The organism is Paraniabella aurantiaca, assembly GCF_050309965.1.
In the GTDB taxonomy this organism is placed as follows: domain Bacteria; phylum Bacteroidota; class Bacteroidia; order Chitinophagales; family Chitinophagaceae; genus Niabella.
This window is the reverse complement of sequence record NZ_JBLOSY010000001.1, coordinates 2835127-2859510: the sequence shown is the minus strand read 5'-3', so window position 1 is coordinate 2859510 and position 24384 is coordinate 2835127. Positions and strand designations below refer to the sequence as shown.

Genomic DNA, 24384 nt, shown 5'->3' with positions numbered 1-24384 from the left:
GTAATATCAACCAGCGGGCTTCACACGGAGCTTACGAATACCTATTTTGCACCCATTAAATACTCTTTGGGTGGCTCGGCACCTAATAAGTACTTTACAAAATAATCCCAGCGCCGGCGCATCATGTAGCTGGAATATTCACCAAACCCGTGTCGCGCATTGGGGAAGACCACCAGGTCAAAATCTTTGTTTGCTTTCTGTAACGCTTCTACTACTAATAATGTATTATAAGGCGGTACGTTATCATCCATCATGCCATGTACCAGCATGAGCTTGCCTTTCAGATTTTTCGCGTAAGCCTGGTTGGCCTGCGCTGCATAATCACTGTTTTCAACCAACCCGTTATAACGCTCGCCCCAATCATCTTCATAATTACGGTTGTCATGATTACCTGATTCCGCGATCCCCACTTTAAAGAAATCGGGGTAGCGCAATAACGCAGCAGCTGTAGCAAAACCGCCACCGCTATGCCCCCATATACCCACTTTGGTGGTATCAATCGGGTAAGTTTTTGACAACTGCCTGATAGCCGCTATCTGGTCGGGCAATGTGTTTTCAGCCATATTGCCGTAGCTCATGTCATGGAAGCTTTTAGAGCGGTAAGGATTGCTGGTACCTTCTATTACTACCACAATAAAACCCAGTTCAGCCAGTGCCTGGTTATCGCCCCGCGACGGAGAAAAGCTCCAGCTACCCACGCTTCCACCCTGTGGTCCCGGATAGATATAATCAATAACCGGGTATTTTCTAGAGGGATCCATTTTGGTAGGCGTAAATACCAATCCATAAATATCAGTTTCACCATCCGCAGCTTTTACTGATACAGGAGTTGGCGCCTTCCATCCTTTTGCCTGCAAACGGGATATATCAGCCTTCTCCAAACCAGTGATCAACGCTCCCTTTGTATTTCTGAAATTAGCAACAGGCGGCACATCAGGCTGAGCGTACACATCTACAAAATAGTCACCGGATGGTGATAAATAAATACTGTGGTTACCCGTTTCCGGCGTCAATAAGGTCAGGCCTTTCCCATCAAATCCAATTTTATAAAAATAAGCAAAATAGGGATTGCCTTTTTCCCTGCCATGGCCGGTAAAATAAATGGCTCGCTCCTTTTCATCTACCTTCAGCACTTTTCCTACCAGCCAATTGCCTTTGGTGATCTGGTTCTTTACATTCCCGGTCCTGCTGTCGTACAAATACAGATGTCCCCAATTATCCCGCTCAGAGTACCAGATCATTTCGTTGGTTTTAGCAAGATACCTCCAGTTGATGGCTCCCCTACCCGACTCAAATTGTGTTTTTACGGTTTCTTCAAACACCTCCCGTACCTCGCCCGTTGCCGAATTAGCAATGCGTACTTTGGCATTTTTATGATCTCTTGATGAAGAAACAAAAGCGACTTCTTTAGCATCAGGCGACCAGTCGATATCGTCAAAGCTTCCGCTACTGGAGATATCATCGCTCATAGTAGCGCGATGGGGATCAGGAGGGATATTCAGTGATATCACTTTGGGTGTTTCCACATCAATAATAACCCTTCGTATTGTAGGAATATATTCGTCACCCGGCAAAGGATACTTCCATTGCTCCAGTTTAGGAGCACCCACATTAGTAGTCACCAGGAACATATCATTTACTTTTCGCTGATCCTGCTGAAAAGTGGCTACTTTTTTAGAGTCCGGAGACCAACTTACAATAGCGGCATCACTATGTTTCCAACCTGCATTATCTGTGGCATATCCATAGTCCTTCGCACCATCCGTAGTCAGTTGTGTTTCCTTTTTGGTATCCAGATCCTTCACCCAAAGATTCCAGTCTTTAATAAATACTGCCTTTTTACCATTGGGCGAAACCACCTCATTGGCGGTGCGTCTTCCACGCTGGGACATACTCATTGAAGGCATACTTCCATATGCCATAGTTTCCGTTTTTACCTTTGTTTTGGGATCTACCAATAACACTTTATTTCCGCTCCGGTACCAGAACCTGTCCCCCTCTACCCAGTTAGGATAAGGGTTTGTCCAATCTACCAGTGTTGTGGTATTGTATCCCATGAACTGTTCAGCCCTCCGGTAATCATCTGCTGTAAGCTGTGTAGTTTGGGCATGAGCCGCGCCTGCTACGACGGTGGCAGCCATTAAACCAAAATATTTATTCATTTACGACTTTATTTTAAATGACCGCAAGGGCCGATTACAACTTTCTCATGCTATAAAAAAGCAAACGCAATAAAGCTAAATTATTAGTTTTTGTATAAACAACCGTTTATAATTACAAAAATGAGCGCATTAACGGTATAAACGGTAATCGCGTTAAAGCACGAGCACAAAAAAGGGACCTTCCGGTCCCTGATACCCATTTATTCAACTGTCGTTTTAATTGATTTTCTTTTTCATGCCATCCACCTGCTGTTGCAGATTGGCAACAATATTTACCAACTGTCCCACATCCCAATTCTGGGCAACATTGGTTTTAGAGATTACATATTGCGCCTGCCACATTTCCAGCACCTCATCAGAATTGATGGTATAGGGTTGAAAAGTGGGATTGTCACTTACGAGCGTAATCTTATTCTTTGCTTTTGTACTTTTTTGTACCCGCTTATAAACGATGCCGTCGTTGCGCGATATGAGTATACATGCTGTGTTATTTTTCAGCGATTCGAGTTCATCTACCTTTTCCCCCACGATAACAGAGCCGCTAGGCGTTGGCAACATCGAGTCTCCCAGAATTTCAAAAGCCCGGTAATTTCCCCCGCTAACCATAGGAAGGGTAAAGGTATTCAGCTCATCTACAAATTCATGATCAGCATAACCTGCCAGGTAGCCTGCTGCCGCTTTCACAGGCACAAAAGGGATATGTGTAATTACCGGGGCCAGTTTGAGAGCACGTCTCTTCGCAAGGTAATTGTCAGAATTGGACTCCACACTCAGGTCTTTCCTCAATAATTCATCCAGTGTTAGTTTAAACATATCGCAGATCACTTCCAATACATCAATACGTGGCTCTGCACGTTCTTCTTCGTAAGCGCCCAGAAGCGAACGTTTGATATTTAGCTTAGTTGCAAATTCATCCTGCGTCCATCCCCGAAGCTTTCTTAAATACTTCAAATTCCTGTTGGCTACTGACATAACTAATTATTTTAGTGCAAAATACTAACTTTTTTATCATTTCCAAAAAAAGTATTTTTTCACAAAATTTTTATTCTGCTCAAGTGGATGTACAGAAGAATAAAAAGAAAACCGCCAGAGTAAAGGCATTAAACAGCCTTCACATCTTTTACATCATAACCTTCGATATCTTTTATATAATGGTTGACCACCAAAAATTCAAACAGCGGTTTAGCCTCCGCAGATACAGGCATATTTTTTAACGTAACCACTTCGTTGGTTTTCTTATTCAGATAAGGATATGCATACAGTTTTACGTTGCGGCTAAACAGATCGCTGACATAAGTCAGGAGCTCCTGAGTGTAAGAGTCGCTATAATTTTTTGCGTTAAAAATAGTACGCAGGTTAGATATATTGGTAGAAATGCCAACGTTACGCGGCTTGCAAAGCGCCAGGTATTGAGCCAGTTTATTATTGCGCTTAAAATTAGAAACGATCACATTGTTGCCGGTAGCACAAAGCTCCTCTGCCCTTTTTGCAAAAATCTCTACATCGTTGTCGTTATGCGGATCGTCGTCTTCGAGCAGGTTGCTCATCAACACTTCAATAAGCACCACCAGGTTATCATCCTGCACCTGCTGAGAGCGCTTGAATTGTTCAATGGCCTTATTAAAAAGATCGAAGTTGGGCTTGGACTTTTGCAGGAACTTGGTACGAAGGATCATAATATCCTTCTTATACAACAGATCTTTTGCCTGCGTTACATTGCCGTTGGGATCGAAAACCGCAGCACCCGAAAATCCTTTGGCAATTAAATACAAGTTAACCAGCCTGTCATTGGTATTTTTAAATACCGGTCCGCGCAGGCTGATCATATCAATTTCTACTGAACCAAAAGAAAGATTATCAACCAGCGACTCCACCATCAATTGTATGTCATGATTATAGTAAAAGGCGCCATACACCAGGTTTACACCCAATATGCCTAGTACATTCTGCTGTAAAGTTGTATCGTTATCCAATAACCTAACGTGGAAAATAATATCATTGTGTTCGCCGCCGGGCGTAACCTGGAAGCGGAGCCCCAGCCAGCCATGCGGTTCATTATTACGGGCAAAATTGAGCGTGGTTACGGTATCAGCGAAAGCAAAAAAGGTTTTATCATCATATTTTTCTCCGTGCAGGCGCTCAGTGAGCAGATCATATTCATGCGACAACATTTGCTTCACGCGTGAACGGCTTACATAGCGGCCATTTTCCTCGATACCATAAATAGCGTTACTGAATGCCATATCGTAGGCCGACATCGTTTTGGCAACCGTACCGGAAGCCGCACCAGCGGTAAAAAAGTTCCTGGCTACTTCCTGCCCGGCCCCGATTTCGGCAAAAGTGCCATATACCGGACCGTCTAAATTGATCTTTAAAGCTTTTCTTTTAGTTTCGAGTATTTCCCTGCCCATATATTAACAAAGCTACATTTTTTAAATCCCCGGAGAAAGGTTAGTACATTAAATTATAATTAGAAATATGTACTTCGATGCAATGATAGCGGATTTCAGGATAAATGGTTACCACTAATACATAAATCCCTTTATTCAGGGACGAAAGGTTAATAACCTATATATAACATTGGAGACAACAAAAAAGTTCTTGTAAAAAGCTGGATGTAATTATACTCTTTTTCCCGGTATCAAAAACATGAGTTCTATAACTGAGCCTAACGATAATGTCATTACAAATATTCTTTATTGATTATAGAAAAACTTGATACTTTTGTAAAATCTATAGATAATAATTATTCAAATAATGACCCTTCAGCAGCTCGAGTACTTATTGGCGGTGTACCAGCACCAAAACTTTTTAAAGGCCGCAGACGCCTGTTTCGTTACACAGCCCACATTAAGTATGCAGATTCAAAAACTCGAAGAAGAATTTGAATTAAAGATTTTCGATCGTCGTAAACAGCCCATTGTAGCCACACCCGCAGGTGTTGAGATCATTGAACACGCCCGCAGTGTTATTAATGCAGCGCATGAGTTATCATCGCTGGTAGAATCACAAAAGGGCAAAATGAAGGGCCAGCTCCGCATCGGCATTATCCCTACCCTTGCACCTTATCTGCTGCCTTTATTTGTGCCTTCTTTTACAAAGAATTATCCGGGGGTAAAGCTACTGGTGCAAGAGCAAACAACAGACGTTCTTATTAGTATGCTAAAACAAGGAAGCATCGATGTGGGCATACTCGTTACACCAATTAAAGAAAACGGCATCTCAGAGCAAGTGCTGTTTTATGAAGAGCTCATGGTATATGCATCTAAAAATAACCGGTTATATCAAAAACAATATCTGTTACAAAAAGATATAGATGTAAGCAAACTATGGTTACTGGAAGAAAGCCATTGTTTTCGTTCGCAGATCCTGTCCTTATGTGAGTTAAAAAAACAAAGCAGCGAGTTCTTCAATTTTGAATATGAGGCAGGCAGTATTGAAACGCTGAAACGCATGGTGGACGTAAATGATGGAATTACGATTATTCCTGAGCTGGTAACTTTTCAGATGCCCAAAAATGAATTAAGAGCTGTAAGAAACTTTAAAAGCCCGGCACCTATGCGCGAGGTCAGCCTGGTGGTGCACGGCAATTTTGTAAAAAAGCGACTGATCGATTCTTTAAAAAGATCAATACTGGATACGATCCCGGAAAAGCTAAGGCTGAATAAAAAGAAAAATGTAATACCGATACAACTGTAGTTTGGAGAACCGTTTGGACACGGTTCATGGCACCCAGGACGCGGGGACTGAACCATGAGGACACGGTTCATGGTGCCTAGGACCGGGGCAGAACAGTGAAGACTTGTTCTCATTTCTTATAAACCAGGTTTTTCAACAACACATCTATCCGTTTTTTAGCCAGGAGATCGGTTAGCAAAACGCCCTTTTGCTTGTCCAGGTCGAGTAAGGTTACGTCATGATCATAGCCCAGTTTAAAGAATACCCGGTCATCGATGATCCAACCCTGTACGCCAAAAGAATAGCCTTTAAAAGACAAGCCATAATTGGAGGTTTGCAGATCTTCGTCCAACACGATCGTTATCATGTCGCCATCCTGAAAATTCTTAATCTTTCCATTGACGTGTGCCAACACATATTGCTCTTCCTTGATTTCCGGTGCCTTTTTATCCTTATTTTTTTCCAGTTCTTTTTCAATAGCACCCAGGATATCCGGATCATTGACAACATCCAAATCTGTTGGTTTAGGTTGGGTACGCGGCCCGGTTTTAGCGCTAAAGACATTATACCCGAATTTGGAATTGTACAACTCCGGGTATTCAAATAACTCTTTAACGGCAATGATCTTATAAACATATAAACCTGTTTCGGGGTTCAACTTCATAGTAAAGTAGTTATTACCCTGCGCTTTCATGGCATTTACAATATTGCCAATTCCAAAATTATATGCAGCTATGGCCAGCGGCCAGTTTACCGACCCTGCCAGTTTACGAAGCCCGGTATAATTATCCCGGATCAGCTGACAGGCCACCCTGGTAGCTTTATCAAAGTTTTCTCTTTCATCTATATTATCGCCTACCTGCATACCATAGCCTCTTGCAGTAGCCGGCATAATCTGCCATATGCCCCTGGCCCCTACCCCCGATTCAGCCTTTGTTAAAAAACCACTTTCGACGATAGGGAGGTATTTCAGGTCGGGATGAAGACCATAGGCTTTCAAATATTTTTCTACCAAAGGAAAATAACTATTGGCCCGTTGCCTCAGCGAGGGCAGGTTTACCACGTTCACCTGCTTCTTTATCACGTTGATTAGTTTATCCTGGATGAACTGCTGGTTCATTGGTACAGCGTCGCCACAAAAAGTAATAATATGCTGCGCCTGTGCGCCCGTGACCCAGAGTACTGCTGGCAAAAAACAATATGTTATGATCTTTTTCTTCATTCGGTTAAACAGGCTTTACTGCAATTACTTTTTCTTGCGATTTCGTTTAGAGGATTTGTTATCCGGCTCCTCCGCTTTAGGATCCACCTGTTGCTTACTGCCTGATGCTTTAACAGAGCTCTGTACTTTTGCCAGTTCACTTACATAATACTTGCCAGGCACTACAATACTTGCGCTTCCTTTTTCTTTACGACGTTCGTCAATAAATAACACCAGGCTTTCATCCTCCACTACATTAGGCGAACGGGTAGCAAATACAATATACTGGCTGGTATGAGGCCGTATAATGGGGTAAAAGCTGATATAGGTAAGATAGCTTCCTTTAATGATCATTTTCGCTTTTTCATTTTTATCATACCAATACATATAAGTACGGCCGAGCAAAAAGTCTTCATTGGTTTCATTCTCCACTTTAACCTTGTAATAAGTATGTACATCTTTGAAAGCTATATTTTCAAGGGTCATTTTTACACCGCCATTTACGGCTTTATCTGCGGCAATATTGATTTTGTTGGATGCACTGTTGTTCATCAGTGAGTCTGCAATCCTGTAATTGCGCAGGGTATCCGCTACAATAAAAAAGTCTGCATTTACCATGGCCATCTGACCCGCAGGTATATTATACACATCGATACCTTTTTTACCATACCGCTGCCAAAGGCCTATTTCTGAATAAGCTCTTTCTGCTTCTCTTTTTTTACGATCTGCTTCCAACTGTGCCAGCTTTTCCTGTGCTGCTTTTTTCTCAGCTTCTTTACGTGCAAATTCTTCGGCTGCCTTCTTATGCTTCTCCTCCTCTGCAGCCTGCTTTTCAGCAAGCTCCTGCTCACGCAATCGCTTTTGCTCTTCGGCGGCTTTTTCTGCTTTTGCTACAGCCTCGGCATCATTTTTCGCTTTTAGTTCTTTTATCCGCTGTTGTTCGGCAACCTGTTTTTTTGCAAGTTCTTCGGCATCTTTCTTCTCCTTTATTTCACGGGCTTTTCTATCAGCCTCCCCCTTTTGCAGGGCCAACTGCAACTGTTTCTCTTTATCTTCCGCTTCCTTTTTGGTTTTAGCTATTAGCGCCGTTTCTTCTTTTTCTTTTGCCTCCTCATTCTTTCTCAGCTTCTCAGCCTCCCTGGCTTTTCCTGCAGCTTCTTCACCAGATTTTTTTTGAGCCATCGCCGCTTCCTCCTTCCGTGCCTCTATTTGCTTTTTCCGTTCTGCTTCCTGCTCCTTATCCTGCTTTGCTATACTGGCTTCATCATTACCAGCAGACTGACTTTCTTTTTGTTTCTGTACAAAAGCTTTAAGCTCTTTCAGGTTAGAGTGATCGTACCACAAAGGCGGCCGGCTATCGTCATTAATATTATAGGTTGAATCAAACACAATACGGAACATATGGCTTCTTCCGCCTTCGTTCACTAATAAACCGGTATTAGGTCCCGTTGCCTGCTCTTTATTAAACTGTAAAGAAATAGATTTCTCTTCTCTCCGTTTGGGTATATAATAATCATAGGCCCCGTCGTCAGAAAAATTTATGTTTAATACTTTATCGGGGAAATTAATAACGGTGATGCTTTCACGCCCCACCAGGATGCGCTCTCCACTGATATTCTGAGCGTTGACTTTCCACCCTGATGAACTAAATAAAAGTATCAATAAGGTCCATCGTATTAGCTTCATGTTTGTTTTGTTTTGACTTGAATATTACTGCTGATCGTAGCTGGTATCCCAGCTGTTTCCTTCCTCTCCTTTTTTACCCTCCATTTTGATCATAAAGTTTTTGGCAGGGAAATAAGGTTTCAAATGAATATCGAGGTGTATTTTATCTTTTTGCTCTGCATCCTGCTCAAAGCGCCTGATGCTAAAGTCCTCTATCAGCTTTCCATTGCCCGAAACGCCATCCAGGAACTTAACCACCTGCCCCATCAGCTCCTTGCGGATATTCGCGTTAAAATTCTCAAAAGCCCTCCTATTCAAAAAGTCCATTAGCACTTTGGCTACATGATCAAAAACTCTAACTACAGAATATATCTGCAAGCCGAGATTAGCGCCGTTGAAAAGTGTTTTAGCAGAAAACGCCATTACTTTTCCGTATTCACTAAACATGGGCACCAGGTTCATTTTCTCCAATACCGAAACCTCACTTTTCTTCAAGGGAAATTTCACTCCATCTACGCCATTGATCACTCCAAACTTTTTCCCTGCAGCCACCTGGCTTAACAAACCCTTATAGATTTTTCCACCCAAAGCCAAAGAGGGGGGAATGAACAAATCGTCTTCTTCATGAATCGCATCATGTTTACCGCGCCCCACTAACCAGTTACAACAAACCAAAACGCTGGCTTTATAAGGATCGCCTCCCGCCAGGCCACTTGCTTCAAAAACCTCCATCACATCATCGGCCTCATCCAGGTTTTCAAAATCAGTAATGATCATCACTTTGTTATCACAGGCCAACTTGGCCCATTTTTCAACAACCGCATTACCCCCTAAGTATCCCGGCAGCAGCAGAAGGCTGTAATTATTTCGTAAATCAATCCGATCAAAATTCATCTTCAGTTCTTCACTGATATGATCAAAAAAGCGGGATACGGTAAGATCGGCCAACTGACTGATATCGCAGTTGATAAATGAAATATTACTCAACTGCTCGCTCTCCGCATTTTCAAAGAAGAGCGAAACACCTCTATAAGATTCTTCGACTGGCTTGATAGCCTCTGTAACACCTAATAAATTATTCTGCATAACCGCTTCCTGCTCATCAGCCTTACCAAAACAATAGCCGGGCATTGCATCAACATCATCGCAGGCATCCAGCAACTGCAGCCATATTTCCACTTCGTGTAAAAGCGTCTGCCGGTGCTGTTCATATTCCTTATCCTGCAAAAAAATAGCCCGCCGTGCTTTATTGACCGGTACCAGGTTAGTATATCCTTCCAGCAGATTCTCTAACCAGGCAGTATCGCCGGCAGCAGCTAATTGCTGCACCAACCCGTTGTACACTAAACTCTTATCTTCCGCCGCTGTACTATATGCTTCTCTAGCTTCCATCATGCTTTTTAATCGTTAGGATTGAAAGAGCTGATTCCCGAGGATGAAGAGGATGACGACGAAGAGGGTGATGACGACGAGGACGAAGAAGCTGAAGATCCGGAACTCTCCGAAGAACCAGTCCAGGTTTTCACCAATGTGGCTTCGGCACCGCCTCCATCAATCGTGATCTCCCTGCAGGAAATCCTGAAATCGATCTTCATAAAGGAGTCATTAAACGCATCAAAGATCTCTTTGAAGTAAATACAGTAAGCACCTTTAAACTCTACAGAACGTACCTGTCGTCCATGCCTGTCAAAAAAATAAGCGCCTCCATCTGTCATTCTTTCATGGGAAAGCATCCATTGAATTACTGTAACATCTGAGGTAGATGATTCAACAGTCATATTAATGAAACCTCCGTCAGGTGCGCCGTTTGGCTGCCCAAAGCGATCAACAGGCTGGAAAAATTCGTAGGTCATATTAATGATTCGCCAGGTAGGTCCGCCTTCCCCTGCGGCGCCCAGTTGTAATGATCCGGATATTGCCATTGTACTATATTTTTATTTTTTAAGGTCCTCCATTATTGCTTTTAGCATTGCTTCAAAGGCTTTTCGTTTATTCTTGTCAGCCAATACGTCCCTGAGTGGTTGATTTGTTTTTAATTGCCCGGCCAACTTCAAATAGATTTTCTTTTTTTCCAGTTGATGGTTTAAAAACGGGCTTTGCCGGGTGATACTACTGCAACTAAAATCATCTACCGTTTTAAATTTCAGCTCTTCTGAACGGGTGAGGCCTTCAGCATCATCAAACCCGAAATGAAGGGTGGGTTGGTAATGATTAAACACCTGTTCAACAGTTTGCAAACCATGTACTACTTCAGGGCTTAATGCCTCCTCCAGCGTAAGCTTCTTGGCAATCAACGTGCGGTTGGCAGAAATATGATTTAAGGTTTCCGCTAAATTTCCATTTGTATCACTCATGATTGAATATGTTTACATCTGCCATTTAAATTACATTGCTCTGACGATCTGTTTTCAACCAGCTTACAACAATCAGTAGTTGGATGGCATCGACAGGATAGCCGTACCTACCGTTATATAATCGGCGGCACCAGATGCCTTTAAGCGCTCCATTGCCTGATGAATACATTGCGTAGGCCTTACTTCCAATGGATGCCAGGTATAAGGATCCCGGATCGTTATCTCCACCTGTATCATCCGTATCCGGTCCCGGCCCACTTCACGCAGGTAATAGGCCCTGTCGTCTGTTTCCCGGTTGTCGTAAGGATTATAATCTCCTATCAATCGCCAATGTACTTCATCGATATTGCCATTTGAATTCACCCAATCATCCGAATCGTAATCCTGCTGCCTTATCGGAGGCGGCTGCCCATCGTCTACACCGCGCCCGATAATACTACCAGAGTCCCAGCGATGATTAGCCCGCATTTGTGCGTGGATCATGCTGAACACCCTTTCCCTGATCCGCGGATTGGCATCAAACAAACCTCTTACATTCTCATTATAATCAGCACCATTACCATAGCGGTAGTGATACAGGTGTCTCCTCGCGTTAGCTTGTGGGGAGACATAGGTCCAGTGAAATATGATATGATCATAAACGATCTGGTCTGTTGCTGCAAAACAGATGGCGGCAGCCTGCGTTCTTGCAATCAGCCAGGATGTGTCCAATATGATGTCATCTTCTTCCATTGAAATATGTCATTATTAATATACTTTAAGCTCCCTGCTCTTCCTCTTCTAATACTTTGGCCGGTTGTACATTTGCGCTTGCTGTACCGCTGCCCTGGTATTCATTTTTATCGAGATTGCAAACATTGGTATAACCGGTGTTTTGCATATAATCGAAATACCCGGTTTCTTTATCGATTGTATTCAGTATAAAACCATAAGGCTTCTTCAACATCAGGTTATGTGCGTTGTAAATAAAGTACAAACTATTGGCATCCTTATGAACCGGGTAGTTGTTCTTGTTCAGGAAGCCTTTTATACGGTTCAGCTCCGTATCAAAGTTGCGCATCGATTTCTTCAGGCCCGGTTCTTCATCTGTGCCCTCATCAAAATCAAATCCCGCCTTTACATTTCCCAATACATTTTTTAAAGGCGCCATGGCGGCATCGCCTGTCAGCTTTTTTAAAAAGCCTGTAATACCATCTAATGGAATATAGTTCAGCAAAACACCATAAAATTTCTTTTTAGAAGGCATCATGGGTAAGAGCATAGCCACAATAGCCGCGCCGATCTTCGCTTTTTCTGCTGCGCTAACCGATTCATTGATCTCCAGATCGCCTGATTTTGTTGCCGCTCCTATATTGCTTTTGCAGGTACTGATCATGGTGGTAGCCTGGTCGTACTGATACACATCAGCGCCTTGCTGTACTACAGGCGCCGCCTCCCCGCCAGCCAGATCCTCCTGTGCCGCTCTTTCTGCTGCAGCTTTTCCCTGCTCCTCTGCCTGCTTTGCCATTTCAGCTGCTTTTTCTATATAAGGGTCAACGGGAAGCGTTTGTGTTGTAAGAGCAGCAGGCTGCAATACTTTTTTAACCTCCGCTTTCTCCATAATTTTATTAAAAAGCTGGTTAGTTGTTTCGCTGTCGAATGCAAATAATTTCAGCATACCGGTAAGCTGATCCACCAGCGGGCATAAAAAATTGAATAGCTTACCTAAACCAATACGGCTTGTATCCAGACTGGTGCCCTTATGCACTTTTTTCAATTCATCAATGAATTTTTCCAACCGGTCTACCGATTTGCCCGGTACAGCATCGAAGCCATTTAACATTTGGTCGAACTTTGGCAGATCCGGTGGCTTCACTAAAGCTGGAAAAGCATCCAGGATACCCTTAACAGCATTGATACATTCTTCTACCAGGCCCTGTACATCATCTTTACACTGGGTAAGCTTGTTAATATTTCCCTCGTTATCATGACTGGTACCAAATCCTTTAATACTCAAAAGCCTTCCCAAGGTTACAACCAGCTGTGCTTTTATCTTACCCGTGAAAATAGAAAGCAGGTTCGAATTACTTTCGGCGATCATCTTCAGCAACTGATCGTTGGGCTCAAAATAGGCAATGGCCTGCTGTGTTAAATCATAGGCATTACCAAAAGAATAAGCTTTTCCTTTTCCACGAAACGCATCGGCTTCATTGAAACTATGTCTGTTTTTATACAGGGGTGTCCCAACATATATAACAGATTGCACCCACCATTTTTCCCGAAAATCACTTTCTTTTACCAGTTCCTTAATGCATTCATTCGCTACATTGCCCCCCTGGCCTATGCCTACAAAATGAAAGCAGGCTGTGTAGTTTTTCCAGGCGGCAATTTTCCCCTTGACCTCGTTTAATAATTTCTTACCCTCCTGTGCTCTTCCTTCAGCGTCATCGGCTTCAAAGTCGAACACCAGGGTTTCGTTATCGTTATTGAGTTTGTTGACCAGTTCATCTTTCATCTTTTTCATATACTGGTCCCAGCCGTTATAATCCTCAAAATAATTATACTCTTTATCACATTTCCTCTCAGGGTCTTTTTCTTCTTTAAAAAACAAATTAAGACCGGGGATCGAACTCGCCGCATCCTGTACTGTATCTGCCACACCCTGTACTTTATCAGCGATACCGCCAATCATACTATCGGCACCCATAGCACCTGCCGGCTTGTACCTTACCAGTACCAGCATCTGCTTTTTTTCATTGATCTGAAAATCTCTTTGTGTCTGGCTGCCAGCCATACCCCTGTTATTTTAATTAAGAAAAGTTACCCTGCAATCGGCTTCTGTGTAGCCGGAAAGATTCTGCGTTTCTCCATTACCATTGGTTCTGCCTTCGTGCAACTGATCATCATTGGTCCTGATCTCATACTTCACATCCTTCATAGGCTTATTGGCCTCATCTACGAGGGTAAATTTTGCCTGAAAATCTTCCTTCTCAGTTTTCTCTGCTGTATCATCGCCCTCTTTAGCCGCTTTTTTTAAAGCCTCCTGGTTCGCCATTTTTTTGGCCTGTATCACACCTACTCCTTTGGGCACACCGCCGCCACCACCCGCGCCACCAGCTCCTCCACCGCCACCGCTACCGGCATCGCCTATTAAAACGGTAAAACAGCCTAAAACAATACTGCCTCCATGAGCAGTCATGTCTCCCATGCGCGCAGCAGGCATCCCGCCTATCAATACCGTTCCGCTCCCCATCGTTATGGCATCAGGAGGCCCGACGCAAGTACACATCGTTCCGGAAGTAGCCGCTGGTACACCCTGAATCAGAACGGTAGGAACACCCGCAGGTAATACGGGCCCACCCACATGAGGCACCAGCCCGTTTATCAACGGGCATACATGCATATCGCCTACTCTTGCTGCCGGTTGTCCCATATCTCGTTTTTAATCTATAAAGAATCTTCTTCTTTTTGGTGGTTGATTGCCCGATTCCACTGACGGTGGTGCAGTCTCCGGTCTTGATAACACCTCGGGTTTGTCAATTGTTACAGGTTTACTAACCGGATCTATTAAAGATGCAACGCCTTCGGTTAATACTACCTTCTTCAATACCGGTACAGCCACGGGTTTATTAAACCTGGCCAGTTGCCATTTATTGAACCATTCTTCGTTTTCCTGTTCGGTATAAACAGCTTTAAAAAATTGAAAAAAGTTTACCCGCTCTTTCTCCTCCCATACCGGCAAATGCTTTACTAAAACACGCGCATCCCATATTCTTACATAAGCCGTTTTACTTCCCGTTTTTTTATACATATAATATTGCAGAAACCGGCAAACCTCTTCTTTAGGTTCATGGGTTTCAAAAAGAATGCAATGTTCCAACCGGATAAACGGGTCTTGCCGGAGTTCATAAAAATTATCGCTCACCTCAAAAAGATAGGGTGCCGCATCCCAGATATCCTGGTCATCGGTTCCTGTAAATAAAGAAATATAACCAGGATACTTTTGTATCAATTTAACGAGTGTATATTCTTCGTTCAGGGCGGTATCATAGCACAGGTACATCATTAATTAATTTTTACCAATCCCCCCTGTAAACTGGCAATACCACTTCCGTTTAAATCGAGCTTGGCTCCCTTGATTTCTGTCATAGAGCCCTCTGCCGCCATCTTTGCGGATGCTTTCATCTTGATGTTGACACCTGCAGTTTCTGCATCTCCCACTGCATCTATTTTCACATTACCATCTGCTTTACAATTGATATTGCCATTCGCCTTGAGGTTAATATCCTTTTTTGCTTCTATACTGATAGAGCCGGAAGATTGAATCGTCATATCATCTTCCGAATAGATATACATCTGCTTTTTCGATGCGTCGAAGGTGATATTTAATATAGCTTTCCCTCCTTCCTGGCAATAGAAGCTGGCATTCTTTTCTTTATAATCCAGGATCATCGCATAGTGATTATCTCCATCTTCTCCCGATACGATCTTAACAGATCGCCCGTCTTTGCTATCTGTAAGCCGCACCAGGTTTTTACCTTTATCTTTTGAATTACCACCATCGCTGATGGAAAGCGTTCCTTCTTCATCATCTATTAAAAGGCTTCTACCTGTTCTGGAGCCGATCATTTTTATATGATTCCCGCCCTCAGCAATACCAGCCTGGTTTTTATCAGTATAAACTGAACCATTTACAAAAGGGGTTTCCACGTTGCCGTCCCAGAAATCTACCATTACCTCATCATCTTTTTCCGGTATAAACCGAAAGCCTTTGCCATTGCCTGCATGAGGCGCCAATACACTGATCCAGGGCGATTTTTCGTCGTCTCCCATCCACGGAAACTTCACTTTCACACGGGCCAGGCCTGCGTCATCCTCATTATCGGTAACAATGGCGGCCTGCGCGGTAGCCTTAGGCACCAGCAAAGGATTGGTGTAAGGGGGCACCGGCACTTCCAGGGGCACCGCAGTAAACCGGTTTACATAATTGCTGGCATTGGAAGCCGTATGTTGTACCTGGGTAAGCAGGTAGCTTTTACCAGCCGTATCCTGCGCATCTTTGATCTTGATAATTTTCCCCACACCTAATTTCGTATTGCGGGTATTGCCTGTGATATATACCGAGGAGGCCAGGATGGCCTGTTGTTCCAGCTTAAATTTATCGTTTACTACCTCCTGCGAGAAACCTGAGGGAATAAACATATTACGGGGCGCATCTTCAATGGCTTTACCACCCGATTCCTCTGCGGCTTTGATGGCAGGGTTGTCTGGCGCCTGCTCTTTGGTAGTAGCTTCAATAACCGAGCTCTTAAAAATATCAGTGCTTGCGATACCTTTCGGACTTTTAACCACCTGGGCTCTTATATTCAGGTTACTGGCATCACCGGGAACGGTTAATTCTATGGCAGTCCCTTCCGGCTTTTTGCCAAATTGAAGCTTTTCCCCATCATAAAACATCCATTCGCCAAAACGGGTGGCCAAAGAAGACAGGAAACCAAAAGCTGTTTGATCATACTGTACCGTATAATGCAGCTCTTTGGTGTTTTGAGGATTCTTATTAATACTGTTTTTAAGCGATGAATTCTGGAACACACCATCTATAATAGCATCCAGCTTCTTTTTATAAAAAGAGTGATACTGCGTCAGCTCATTTACCTTACAAAATAATCCACAACCATCAATCCTGAATTCGTAAAAATGCTCATCCACCAGGGAAGAATTCACTTCAAGAATGATTCCCTTGAATTTGTAATTAACTGTATCTCCATCTTTGAAGCTCAGCTGTACTTCCTTTCCTAAAACCTCTTTCTTAAAATTAATAATGGAATTAAGCGTGCCTTCATCATTGGCAGGCCGAATGGAAAATGAAAAGCTATTCACATTGATCAGCGACTCGCTTAACATCAGGTTGGAGAAAACAACCGGGTTGTTACTATTATAATCCTGTATGGTGATCTCCGTTTTTGCGAGTATTGAGTTTTCAGGCATCTGGTATCTTTTTTAAGCTTCTTTAAACTGGTACAGGGGGAAACCCCATGTAAGTTTTGAATGAAAAGTTGAAAAGGGTGAACTGCTTCGCATTGTAAATTTAGAATATAAAAAAGCGTTGCTCTATCACTATTTTTAGTGATGCTCCCTTTTAAAGGTTTAATATAATTTTGAATGAAACTAAATCATGGAGCGCTCATCGAATTAAAAGATCAGCATACCAGTATTATTATGAATAGCCCCGGCAATAATTCCGAATTTAAATCAGCCTTCCTCGCAGAGGTGATTTTTGCTTCGCTCACGGAAGCAGGGCATGCGGCTAACAATATTAAAGCGCTCAACAAAGGAGGTTTTAAAAAGGGATTTAGTAATGATGTGGAGCAGGTATTTATAGAAGAAGCAGGCAGTGGGACAAGCTTTGAAATGATCCTCAACCGGGATGGGATCTATGACCTGCTACCAGAGGGACTATTTCATCAATCGAAAGGAAATACGCGCGTCAGTTCTGTTCAGGACGCCGTTGAAGAGCATAAGCAATTTAAGGAAGAAGAAAAACTGGCGAGGAGATTCTTCACCCCCCTGGAGCAATTGCTTTTTTTATACAGGGCCGGGGCCGAGGCAGCCGAACGTGGAGCTTTGTACAATATTCAAAACGGGCAGCTCAATGAATCTTTCTACCATTTCTGGAATATTGATGTTAAACTCCCGGAGGGACCTGCCGGAAGGCTGCTACGCCTGATGCCCTATGCCGACAGCATTAAATCGGATATCGATGCAACGGCAGCCGCACTATCCTATGTGTTACAAAGCAAAGTAACCTTAAAGGCTTCCCTGATTCCAGATACCTATTTATTACAACAAGAAAACCTGAGTGAACAATATTTAGGAGTGAACGCTACCATAGGCAATACGATCGGCGAATGGCTGACCAACTGGACCTGTACCATATCGGACATACCGGATAAAGACCTGGCTTTGTATGTGGAAGGAGGTGCACTCAAAAAGATAACAGATCGTTTTATAGAGATCTTCGTGCCTGTTGAAATTGATGTGTTGCTGGACTTCAGACAGGCAGTTGACCCGGGGACAGAGACATATGAAAATATATTAGGAGTTGGTGCCTATTTATAAGCATCGCATTCAAAACTCAACAAAATGGCCTTAAAGTATTTTTTAATTTTTGCGGGGGCTTTCTTTGCTTCGTCTATGATCATAATGGCTTTTATAAAGCCGTTAAGCAGCAGCTTTGGCAATTATGGCAAAAAGCCCTGGATCTTTAATCTTGTCTCGTCGGCATTAGTTTCCGGCGTGGCTTTCGCCACCACTTATATTACCAAAAATCTCTTCTTCACATTTTGGATACTTTCAGCTGTGTTCCTGCTATTCGGCATTATCATCGTGCTAATGGTACACAAAAAATATTTCAGGGTGAGACATGATAACTGGGGAAAACAATTTTTTTCTGAATTCCTGTTTGCCCTGTCCATCATACTTCTTTGCGTTGCCATCTTCTCGTCCCTGCAATACTTTATAAAAGACAAAGACTTCATGTATTTCCCTACCCTGCTGTGCATGCTCTTTCTTTTAATACCCTTTTTATTATTACATACTTTTGATGCAGCGCTGGCCATTCCTGAGCCTGTTTATCACTACTGGCAATATCCTGTCAACAACCCGATTGAACTACCTGATGAAGATGAACGGGAGCGGCTTTATGTTATCGGGTTGGAAATTCCTAAAAAGAGCATCGACAGGGAGCGCACTTATTTTACGGTGAAAGCGCCGGAGCATATGAAACTGGGAGACCTTTTTTATCATTTTATCAACGATTATAATGAAGTACAAAGTGAAACCCCCATACAGTACCTGGAAGGAGCTGTCGTTCACGACTGGACGTTTCGCACCAAACCTAAATGGTACAATAGCTCCAGAGTATTAGATTCAGCTTTAACGGTCAAGTACAATAAACTAAAAGAAAACTCCGTCGTAATCTGTGAAAGGGTTGTTTAAGGTTAGAAAAACAGGAATTAATTATGGAACAAAATAATACATATCCGCATGTTAACTGGACCGATGGCATGAAGCTGAATAAAGATGCTTTTATTGCCCAGAACCATGCGCATACTTTTGACCTTTATAACCTTATCTCATCAACGCTTTCGCCGATACGGTATGGCATATTACCGGTTGAAGATGGCTTTAATGTACAGATCAATACCGATAATCAAAATACATTACGCGTAAGTGTGCTATCCTGCAAAGCTATAACCATAGGTGGCGCCTATATCAATATCAATGCAACAGAACCCAATGCGCATACAGATGCCAACCCATCTATATCCATATCACTGCCGGGTTCGGTTAACGAAGTATATTGGGTGGTATTGACGTTAAACCCTTTTGATCGCATACCATTTGGCAATATTAACCCGCAGGAAAACCCACCCCGTTTCCCGTTTGTAAAACCGGTCCATAGCGTACAATTAATAGCCAATCACCAGCTCAGCCAATATGCTCAAAACCCTTATTCTTTATTTATTGGCAAACTGGTGCCGGCAGGAGGTCACTTACAGGTTGATGCTGAATATATGCCACCCTGCCTGTCTGTTAATGCTTCACAGGATTTATTAGGTCTTCATTCTGAATTAGATAGTTTCCTCGCCAACCTCGAACAGGCTTGCGCGCAGATCGTTCAGAAGATCTATAAAAAAAGTCAGCAAAATGAACTGGCAGAACTGGCACAGTTTGTTTGTGACCGGTTGATGCTCTATATAAGCAAAGCCCTGACTGACTTCAGGTGGTTATATATTTACGATTCACCAGCTACAATGATTAGTGAAATTGTTGGATTGGCCAGGGCGCTCAAAAACACGATTGACCTTCGCACGGGTTCGGGTAAAGAAGAACTGATGAACTATTTAAGTGAATGGAGCGAACTCAACCAGGGAGAGCTGGAAACCCTGTTGAATAATATGGCGGTACTACGCTACAATCATAATGACATCAACGACAATGTAAATAGCATTATTCAATTTGCGAAGGTAATCGGCAAGCTTTTCAATACACTGAGCAGCCTTGAATTTATTGGTAAGAAAAAAGAATCGGGCATTTTCGTCAAAGAAGGTTATATCAATGATTCAGGAGAGAATAGCAATGCCCCGAAACCTAAGAGAAGATTTTTTGGATAACTGTATATTATTAACGAGCTGTTGCCACTAAAGACCAATAGCTACCCCATCCCATTAAAGAGATCAAGATGAAACCACTAAATGTTCAGGACAGACGGAGCGCCTTTCAAAGGTTTTTGTTGTTCTTTATTCTTACCATTGCTGTGATCATTACCGCGGTATTCTTTGGTATAAAGATCCCTTATGCTGAAAACGAAAAGCTGCAGGAACAACTCGCCGTGGTTGACAAAGAAAATCATTTCAGAAATGACTTCAGCCTCGCCATGACCGAAGCACAGTCACTTTTAGACACTGTAAATATGGATCCCCAGAAGTCGGGACTCCTCGACGGAAGGATCACCCAAAAGATTCAGGAAATGGATGCCATGCTGGCTAAAAACGATATTACTTCCAAAGGGCTATACAGCCAGGTGATCAGGTCACTTAACAGCATGCAGTCCGACAAAAGAGGCTTGAGGGCCGCCAGTAATAAAGATTCGGTAGTGGCTATGTATAATATGCAGATACTGGAACTGAAAAATTCGCTGGCCAAATGGCAGGAATCATACAACCAGCTGCAAACACAGAACCTGATATTGAGGCAAAAATAATTGTGTAAACGAAAATTACTGACATGCATTCTTCGCTTTCAAAAAGATGGGCCGGTATCGATTTCAAGGTGTGGACTTCCTTACTGGTATTGGTTGTTTCATCAGTGATGCTACTTGCCTATAAAGTAGCAACCAATATTCCCTGCCCGGCTTTCACCATTAAAGCGAAAGGTAAACTGAGCCACCCTGAAGCCGGGGGCACGCAAACATTTTATATTAACGAACAAGTAGTTTTCTTTACATCCGGCACCGATAAAACCAGCAATATTGTATGGGACTTTGACGACGGAACAGAAAAAAAAGCAGGCACCACTACCTCACATGTCTATGCTACAGAAGGATATTACCTGGTAAAAGCCATGCTAAATGGCAAATGTCTTCAGTCTTTTAATGTTCGTATTACGCAAAGCAATACCACCGTAAATATCAGCGCACCTGCCGTGAGTCCCATTATTTCCGCAGATGTTATATCCACCGGGGATGAGGCGCTCTTTAACACCAGTGCCATTGGAGCTAATTATGAATGGAGTGTGGAAGAGTTACCTGCCATGCCTGTTCAGAATGCTAATCCCGCGAAGTTTATTTTCACCAAGCCCGGAACCTTCACCGTAGTATTAAAAGTAGATAATACAAAGATCTATAAAAAAATAGTGCAGGTAACCGATGCCGGCGCTACTTTAGATCAGGCGGGGGCACTACCACCTGTTTCACCTATTGACGTGCCGCCTATACCCCAGGAACCCTTACCACTGGAGGACAAAAAGCCATTAGATGACGCCAAGCCGGACAATGAAGCTCCTGCACCGGAACCAACTGCTCCTGCGGCGAAATCATACGATCAACTTCCCGAACCTGCAATCAGGATGATGGTGCAGGGCGTTATTGATGGTAAAAAGAATGTAGAGGACTTTAATAATATACTTTGTAATGGGGCCGGCACTAAGGTAATGGCTAATAACGAATCTACTACGTTTGCCGCACTTTGTAATGAATTGAAAGAAAAGAAAGGTGTACTCATACTTAAGAAGAAAAGGAAAATAGAGTCGTTTAAGGTGATAAGAGACGAGACGAATGGTAACTGTGTAAAAATTATTTATATCCAATACAAATAAGCTAATGCCTGACCATATCAAACTCCCCTTACGGTTTCACCACTTCTTTGATAACAAAAAGTTGCCGGTTTGTAGTTTGCTGGACTCTGTTTATAGAAACCTGCACCTGATCATTACTACGGTTCCGGGTGAAAACAAAACCGATGAACATTATGGTTCGTCTTTCTGGGATAGCGACTATGATATTCACCTGAATAATGATGTAAGGAAAGAGCTGATCATCAGCAGCCTGAAAAACCAGATCAGCCGGTATGAAAAAAGAATTACCGATGTAGTACTGGATGTAAGCGTACGCTTATCTACAGCGATGGTTAACAATATGGAGGTTCAAAAAAAGAAGATAGAAATTATTGTAAAAGGCAAGACCAAACGCAATATGGAGGCGTTTACATTCCAGACGGGTTTCTTTATCAGTCCGTACACGTTGGATTGATTTCTTTTCAAATGCGGTAATTATAAACATTAAACATTGGCAATGGACGTACAAAGCAGGGAGCAGATAAAGGATAGAATGATACGCCTGGCAGCGGAGCATTGGAACCTGGAAGAGAATGAAATTGAAGCCAATTTTGATCCGTTGGTGATATTACTTTTTGATGCGGTTGCCGGTGAAATTGAATCGCTGGGATATCGTATCAAAGACATTCAAAGCAACCTGCTGAATGAGCTGGCTGCATTGATGTTGCCCCATTCCCTGTTGAGAGCAAAGCCAGCTTCCTGCATATTAACTGCCCGGCCGGCAGACGAAACCTGTATTTTAAAAAGTGAAACTAATTTCAGCACCATTGCTAAAACATCAAGAGCGGATGAAGCTATTAAAGAAGTGGAGTTAAACTTCACTCCTATTGGTGAAGTAAAATTAATAAAGGCCAGCCTCGGCTATTTGCGTGCGGGCAACCGTGTTTACAAATACCAGGACGACGGTAGAAAAACAGCTCAACACCAGGATGCCGCTACAGGCAGTATGATCCAGCAAATACATTTCACTATTACAGGTAAGTCACCCATCGGGTCGTTGGCCGGATTGCAACTATTCTTTGACCTGAAAGGACATTCAGAAGCTAACAATTTTTATTTTGCCTTGCAGGATGCCAGTCTTTCCATCAACAATACCGGGGTGCTATTACAAAAAGGCTTTTTTAAGAATGACCAGTATGAGACTTCGATAAAAGATGCTTTTAATAATGACACGGACTATTCGCGCAAACTACAAAGGGAAATTGCGGGTATATACACCAACCAGTTTTTTACAATAGATGAGCAATCAGAAGCGATAGGCAACCGGCCGGATGCACCTGTTTTCCTGCAGGGTCTTCCTGAAAAATTAGTGCAGGAAATCAACAATCCTAATACTATTTTTTGTACGCTTTCGCTGCGTCGGCCATTCAGCATAGAGATTATTGAACGACTTCAGATTGCGATCAATGCTTTTCCCGTCATTAACAGGAGAATGGAGCGCATTTTTCATAAGACCGAGAAATGGGTAAATATTATCCCGCTACAACTTAATGGAACTTACCTGGATATTCATGCTATTGAAAATGTAAACGGAGTGAAGTACCGCCTGCAGAATGCCAACTACGACAGCAAGGTTGAGGAAGGACAGGCCATTATACGAGCCGCCCGGGTGAGTAAAAATAGCAGTAATGATATACGCAATGCGCTGAAAAGCTTACTGGAAGCGATCCGCGACGAGAGCGCATATTTTAGCAGAACCAGTAATGACTTTATCAGCTCCCGTCTTACCGAGATCTCCAAAACGTTAACCCGGTTGGAAGACCAGGTACAGTTATCAAAAGACGAAAAGCCGACCTTTCGCTATGTATTGCTAAAATCGAAAAGCCCGGGAGAGCAGGTACAGGTATCTTACTGGACAACTGCCCCGGCAGAAGCTGGTTTTGTAAAAGCCAATGCAGGTTTCAAGCCTGTGCAACACAGCCTGGTTGAGGCAGGAAGTTGCTTTTCTGTTACGCCTGCCGTAGGAGGCATGGAGATATTAAATGATTATGCACAAAAACAGATGCTGGTAAGGCAGCTTTCTTCCAAAGGCAAAATCGTGTCTGTTGAAGATATCAAATTGCTATGCTTTGAAATCTTTGGGCAAAAGCTAAGGGAAGTCCAGGTTCAAAAAACGATGAAAGTGCTTGCGGGCACACATTCGGGTATTAGCCGGTTTATTGAGATCACTCTTTGGGTTGCAAATGATAATTATACCGAAGAAGAAAAAGTATACCTGGTTAAACAGCTTTCTTATCAATTGAAATTAAACGGATCGTTTATGTTCCCTTTTGAGATTTGTATTAAGGAAGTATAACTCTAACTCTTTGATTAAAACATTAAGGCATTAGGAAGTCATAGCAGCTATAGCGTTCACACCTAACTAACCTTATAACAAACCGGCATCAATTTTATTGAAATGCATCCGACTGGTTTGTGAGACACAAACCTCAGCATAGCCCTGGCCAGT

21 protein-coding genes are annotated in these 24384 nt (G+C 42.8%); 8 read left to right on the top strand and 13 right to left on the bottom strand.

What is annotated here, in order from left to right; all coding sequences use genetic code 11:
* Window positions 1–41: 41 nt before the first annotated feature.
* From ACLOAU_RS12470 to ACLOAU_RS12460, 3 genes are all read right to left on the bottom strand, one after another.
* Window positions 42–2162 (bottom strand): S9 family peptidase, encoded by a 2121-nt coding sequence (locus ACLOAU_RS12470; RefSeq protein WP_427862201.1) that lies wholly within the window; start codon window positions 2160–2162, stop codon window positions 42–44.
* 216 nt (window positions 2163–2378) lie between these two features.
* Window positions 2379–3134, bottom strand: coding sequence for an XRE family transcriptional regulator (locus ACLOAU_RS12465; protein ID WP_427862200.1), 756 nt, complete (start codon window positions 3132–3134; stop codon window positions 2379–2381).
* Between the two features lie 128 nt (window positions 3135–3262).
* A complete protein-coding gene (locus ACLOAU_RS12460; protein ID WP_427862199.1) occupies window positions 3263–4573 on the bottom strand; it encodes a hypothetical protein in 1311 nt (436 codons plus the stop codon).
* Between the two features lie 346 nt (window positions 4574–4919).
* Here ACLOAU_RS12460 and ACLOAU_RS12455 point away from each other — a divergent pair, with 346 nt between their 5' ends.
* On the top strand, window positions 4920–5861 hold the full coding sequence (locus tag ACLOAU_RS12455) for a hydrogen peroxide-inducible genes activator (RefSeq protein WP_427862198.1): 942 nt from the start codon (window positions 4920–4922) through the stop codon (window positions 5859–5861).
* A gap of 109 nt (window positions 5862–5970) precedes the next feature.
* Here the strand turns inward: ACLOAU_RS12455 and ACLOAU_RS12450 are convergent, their stop codons facing one another.
* From ACLOAU_RS12450 to ACLOAU_RS12405, 10 genes are all read right to left on the bottom strand, one after another.
* Window positions 5971–7032: a lytic transglycosylase domain-containing protein gene (locus ACLOAU_RS12450; RefSeq protein ID WP_427862197.1), complete on the bottom strand. Its 1062-nt coding sequence runs from the start codon at window positions 7030–7032 to the stop codon at window positions 5971–5973.
* Between the two features lie 54 nt (window positions 7033–7086).
* A complete protein-coding gene (locus ACLOAU_RS12445) occupies window positions 7087–8727 on the bottom strand; it encodes a hypothetical protein (RefSeq protein WP_427862196.1) in 1641 nt (546 codons plus the stop codon).
* A gap of 24 nt (window positions 8728–8751) precedes the next feature.
* Window positions 8752–10101 (bottom strand): type VI secretion system contractile sheath protein TssC, encoded by a 1350-nt coding sequence (locus ACLOAU_RS12440; RefSeq protein WP_427862195.1) that lies wholly within the window; start codon window positions 10099–10101, stop codon window positions 8752–8754.
* A gap of 5 nt (window positions 10102–10106) precedes the next feature.
* Window positions 10107–10628, bottom strand: coding sequence for a type VI secretion system tube protein TssD (gene tssD, locus ACLOAU_RS12435; protein WP_427862194.1), 522 nt, complete (start codon window positions 10626–10628; stop codon window positions 10107–10109).
* A gap of 12 nt (window positions 10629–10640) precedes the next feature.
* Entirely contained in the window at window positions 10641–11060 is a 420-nt protein-coding gene (locus tag ACLOAU_RS12430; RefSeq protein WP_427862193.1) for a type VI secretion system contractile sheath small subunit, read from the bottom strand.
* 72 nt (window positions 11061–11132) lie between these two features.
* The gene (locus ACLOAU_RS12425) at window positions 11133–11792 is read right to left on the bottom strand and encodes a hypothetical protein (RefSeq protein WP_427862192.1); all 660 of its coding nucleotides are present in this window, start codon (window positions 11790–11792) and stop codon (window positions 11133–11135) included.
* Between the two features lie 25 nt (window positions 11793–11817).
* Window positions 11818–13833 carry a hypothetical protein gene (locus ACLOAU_RS12420; RefSeq protein ID WP_427862191.1) on the bottom strand — a complete coding sequence of 672 codons (2016 nt, stop codon included), beginning with the start codon at window positions 13831–13833 and terminating at the stop codon, window positions 11818–11820.
* A gap of 12 nt (window positions 13834–13845) precedes the next feature.
* Window positions 13846–14472, bottom strand: coding sequence for a PAAR domain-containing protein (locus ACLOAU_RS12415; RefSeq protein WP_427862190.1), 627 nt, complete (start codon window positions 14470–14472; stop codon window positions 13846–13848).
* A gap of 9 nt (window positions 14473–14481) precedes the next feature.
* Window positions 14482–15105, bottom strand: coding sequence for a DUF4123 domain-containing protein (locus ACLOAU_RS12410; RefSeq protein WP_427862189.1), 624 nt, complete (start codon window positions 15103–15105; stop codon window positions 14482–14484).
* Window positions 15105–17027 carry a phage baseplate assembly protein V gene (locus tag ACLOAU_RS12405; RefSeq protein WP_427862188.1) on the bottom strand — a complete coding sequence of 641 codons (1923 nt, stop codon included), beginning with the start codon at window positions 17025–17027 and terminating at the stop codon, window positions 15105–15107. Before ACLOAU_RS12405 ends, ACLOAU_RS12410 begins: the two co-directional genes overlap by 1 nt.
* 174 nt (window positions 17028–17201) lie before the next feature.
* Here ACLOAU_RS12405 and ACLOAU_RS12400 point away from each other — a divergent pair, with 174 nt between their 5' ends.
* The 7 genes from ACLOAU_RS12400 (at window position 17202) to ACLOAU_RS12370 (ending at window position 24231) form a co-directional block, all read left to right on the top strand.
* Complete coding sequence (locus tag ACLOAU_RS12400) at window positions 17202–18158, top strand: hypothetical protein (RefSeq protein ID WP_427862187.1); 957 nt, start codon at window positions 17202–17204, stop codon at window positions 18156–18158.
* 24 nt (window positions 18159–18182) lie between these two features.
* A complete protein-coding gene (locus ACLOAU_RS12395; protein WP_427862186.1) occupies window positions 18183–19037 on the top strand; it encodes a TssN family type VI secretion system protein in 855 nt (284 codons plus the stop codon).
* 23 nt (window positions 19038–19060) lie between these two features.
* The gene (gene tssK / locus ACLOAU_RS12390; protein WP_427862185.1) at window positions 19061–20215 is read left to right on the top strand and encodes a type VI secretion system baseplate subunit TssK; all 1155 of its coding nucleotides are present in this window, start codon (window positions 19061–19063) and stop codon (window positions 20213–20215) included.
* 68 nt (window positions 20216–20283) lie between these two features.
* A complete protein-coding gene (tssO, locus tag ACLOAU_RS12385; protein WP_427862184.1) occupies window positions 20284–20805 on the top strand; it encodes a type VI secretion system TssO in 522 nt (173 codons plus the stop codon).
* 23 nt (window positions 20806–20828) lie between these two features.
* Window positions 20829–21917, top strand: a complete 1089-nt coding sequence (locus ACLOAU_RS12380) for a PKD domain-containing protein (RefSeq protein ID WP_427862183.1) — start codon at window positions 20829–20831, stop codon at window positions 21915–21917.
* A gap of 4 nt (window positions 21918–21921) precedes the next feature.
* Complete coding sequence (locus tag ACLOAU_RS12375) at window positions 21922–22350, top strand: GPW/gp25 family protein (RefSeq protein WP_427862182.1); 429 nt, start codon at window positions 21922–21924, stop codon at window positions 22348–22350.
* A gap of 42 nt (window positions 22351–22392) precedes the next feature.
* Window positions 22393–24231: a hypothetical protein gene (locus ACLOAU_RS12370; RefSeq protein WP_427862181.1), complete on the top strand. Its 1839-nt coding sequence runs from the start codon at window positions 22393–22395 to the stop codon at window positions 24229–24231.
* The last annotated feature ends 153 nt before the right edge of the window (window positions 24232–24384 follow it).

Excerpts from the sequence above, each read along its gene's own strand:
- ACLOAU_RS12440 (WP_427862195.1), bottom strand. The coding sequence starts at position 10,101 with ATGATGGAAGCTAGAGAAGCATATAGTACAGCGGCGGAAGATAAGAGT.
- ACLOAU_RS12415 (WP_427862190.1), bottom strand. The coding sequence starts at position 14,472 with ATGGGACAACCGGCAGCAAGAGTAGGCGATATGCATGTATGCCCGTTG.
- ACLOAU_RS12400 (WP_427862187.1), top strand. The coding sequence starts at position 17,202 with ATGAAACTAAATCATGGAGCGCTCATCGAATTAAAAGATCAGCATACC.
- ACLOAU_RS12455 (WP_427862198.1), top strand. The coding sequence starts at position 4,920 with ATGACCCTTCAGCAGCTCGAGTACTTATTGGCGGTGTACCAGCACCAA.
- tssK (WP_427862185.1), top strand. The coding sequence starts at position 19,061 with ATGGAACAAAATAATACATATCCGCATGTTAACTGGACCGATGGCATG.
- ACLOAU_RS12445 (WP_427862196.1), bottom strand. The coding sequence starts at position 8,727 with ATGAAGCTAATACGATGGACCTTATTGATACTTTTATTTAGTTCATCA.
- ACLOAU_RS12395 (WP_427862186.1), top strand. The coding sequence starts at position 18,183 with ATGGCCTTAAAGTATTTTTTAATTTTTGCGGGGGCTTTCTTTGCTTCG.
- ACLOAU_RS12370 (WP_427862181.1), top strand. The coding sequence starts at position 22,393 with ATGGACGTACAAAGCAGGGAGCAGATAAAGGATAGAATGATACGCCTG.
- ACLOAU_RS12430 (WP_427862193.1), bottom strand. The coding sequence starts at position 11,060 with ATGAGTGATACAAATGGAAATTTAGCGGAAACCTTAAATCATATTTCT.
- ACLOAU_RS12410 (WP_427862189.1), bottom strand. The coding sequence starts at position 15,105 with ATGATGTACCTGTGCTATGATACCGCCCTGAACGAAGAATATACACTC.
- ACLOAU_RS12460 (WP_427862199.1), bottom strand. The coding sequence starts at position 4,573 with ATGGGCAGGGAAATACTCGAAACTAAAAGAAAAGCTTTAAAGATCAAT.
- ACLOAU_RS12375 (WP_427862182.1), top strand. The coding sequence starts at position 21,922 with ATGCCTGACCATATCAAACTCCCCTTACGGTTTCACCACTTCTTTGAT.
- ACLOAU_RS12380 (WP_427862183.1), top strand. The coding sequence starts at position 20,829 with ATGCATTCTTCGCTTTCAAAAAGATGGGCCGGTATCGATTTCAAGGTG.
- ACLOAU_RS12465 (WP_427862200.1), bottom strand. The coding sequence starts at position 3,134 with ATGTCAGTAGCCAACAGGAATTTGAAGTATTTAAGAAAGCTTCGGGGA.
- ACLOAU_RS12420 (WP_427862191.1), bottom strand. The coding sequence starts at position 13,833 with ATGGCTGGCAGCCAGACACAAAGAGATTTTCAGATCAATGAAAAAAAG.
- ACLOAU_RS12425 (WP_427862192.1), bottom strand. The coding sequence starts at position 11,792 with ATGGAAGAAGATGACATCATATTGGACACATCCTGGCTGATTGCAAGA.
- tssD (WP_427862194.1), bottom strand. The coding sequence starts at position 10,628 with ATGGCAATATCCGGATCATTACAACTGGGCGCCGCAGGGGAAGGCGGA.
- tssO (WP_427862184.1), top strand. The coding sequence starts at position 20,284 with ATGAAACCACTAAATGTTCAGGACAGACGGAGCGCCTTTCAAAGGTTT.
- ACLOAU_RS12470 (WP_427862201.1), bottom strand. The coding sequence starts at position 2,162 with ATGAATAAATATTTTGGTTTAATGGCTGCCACCGTCGTAGCAGGCGCG.
- ACLOAU_RS12405 (WP_427862188.1), bottom strand. The coding sequence starts at position 17,027 with ATGCCTGAAAACTCAATACTCGCAAAAACGGAGATCACCATACAGGAT.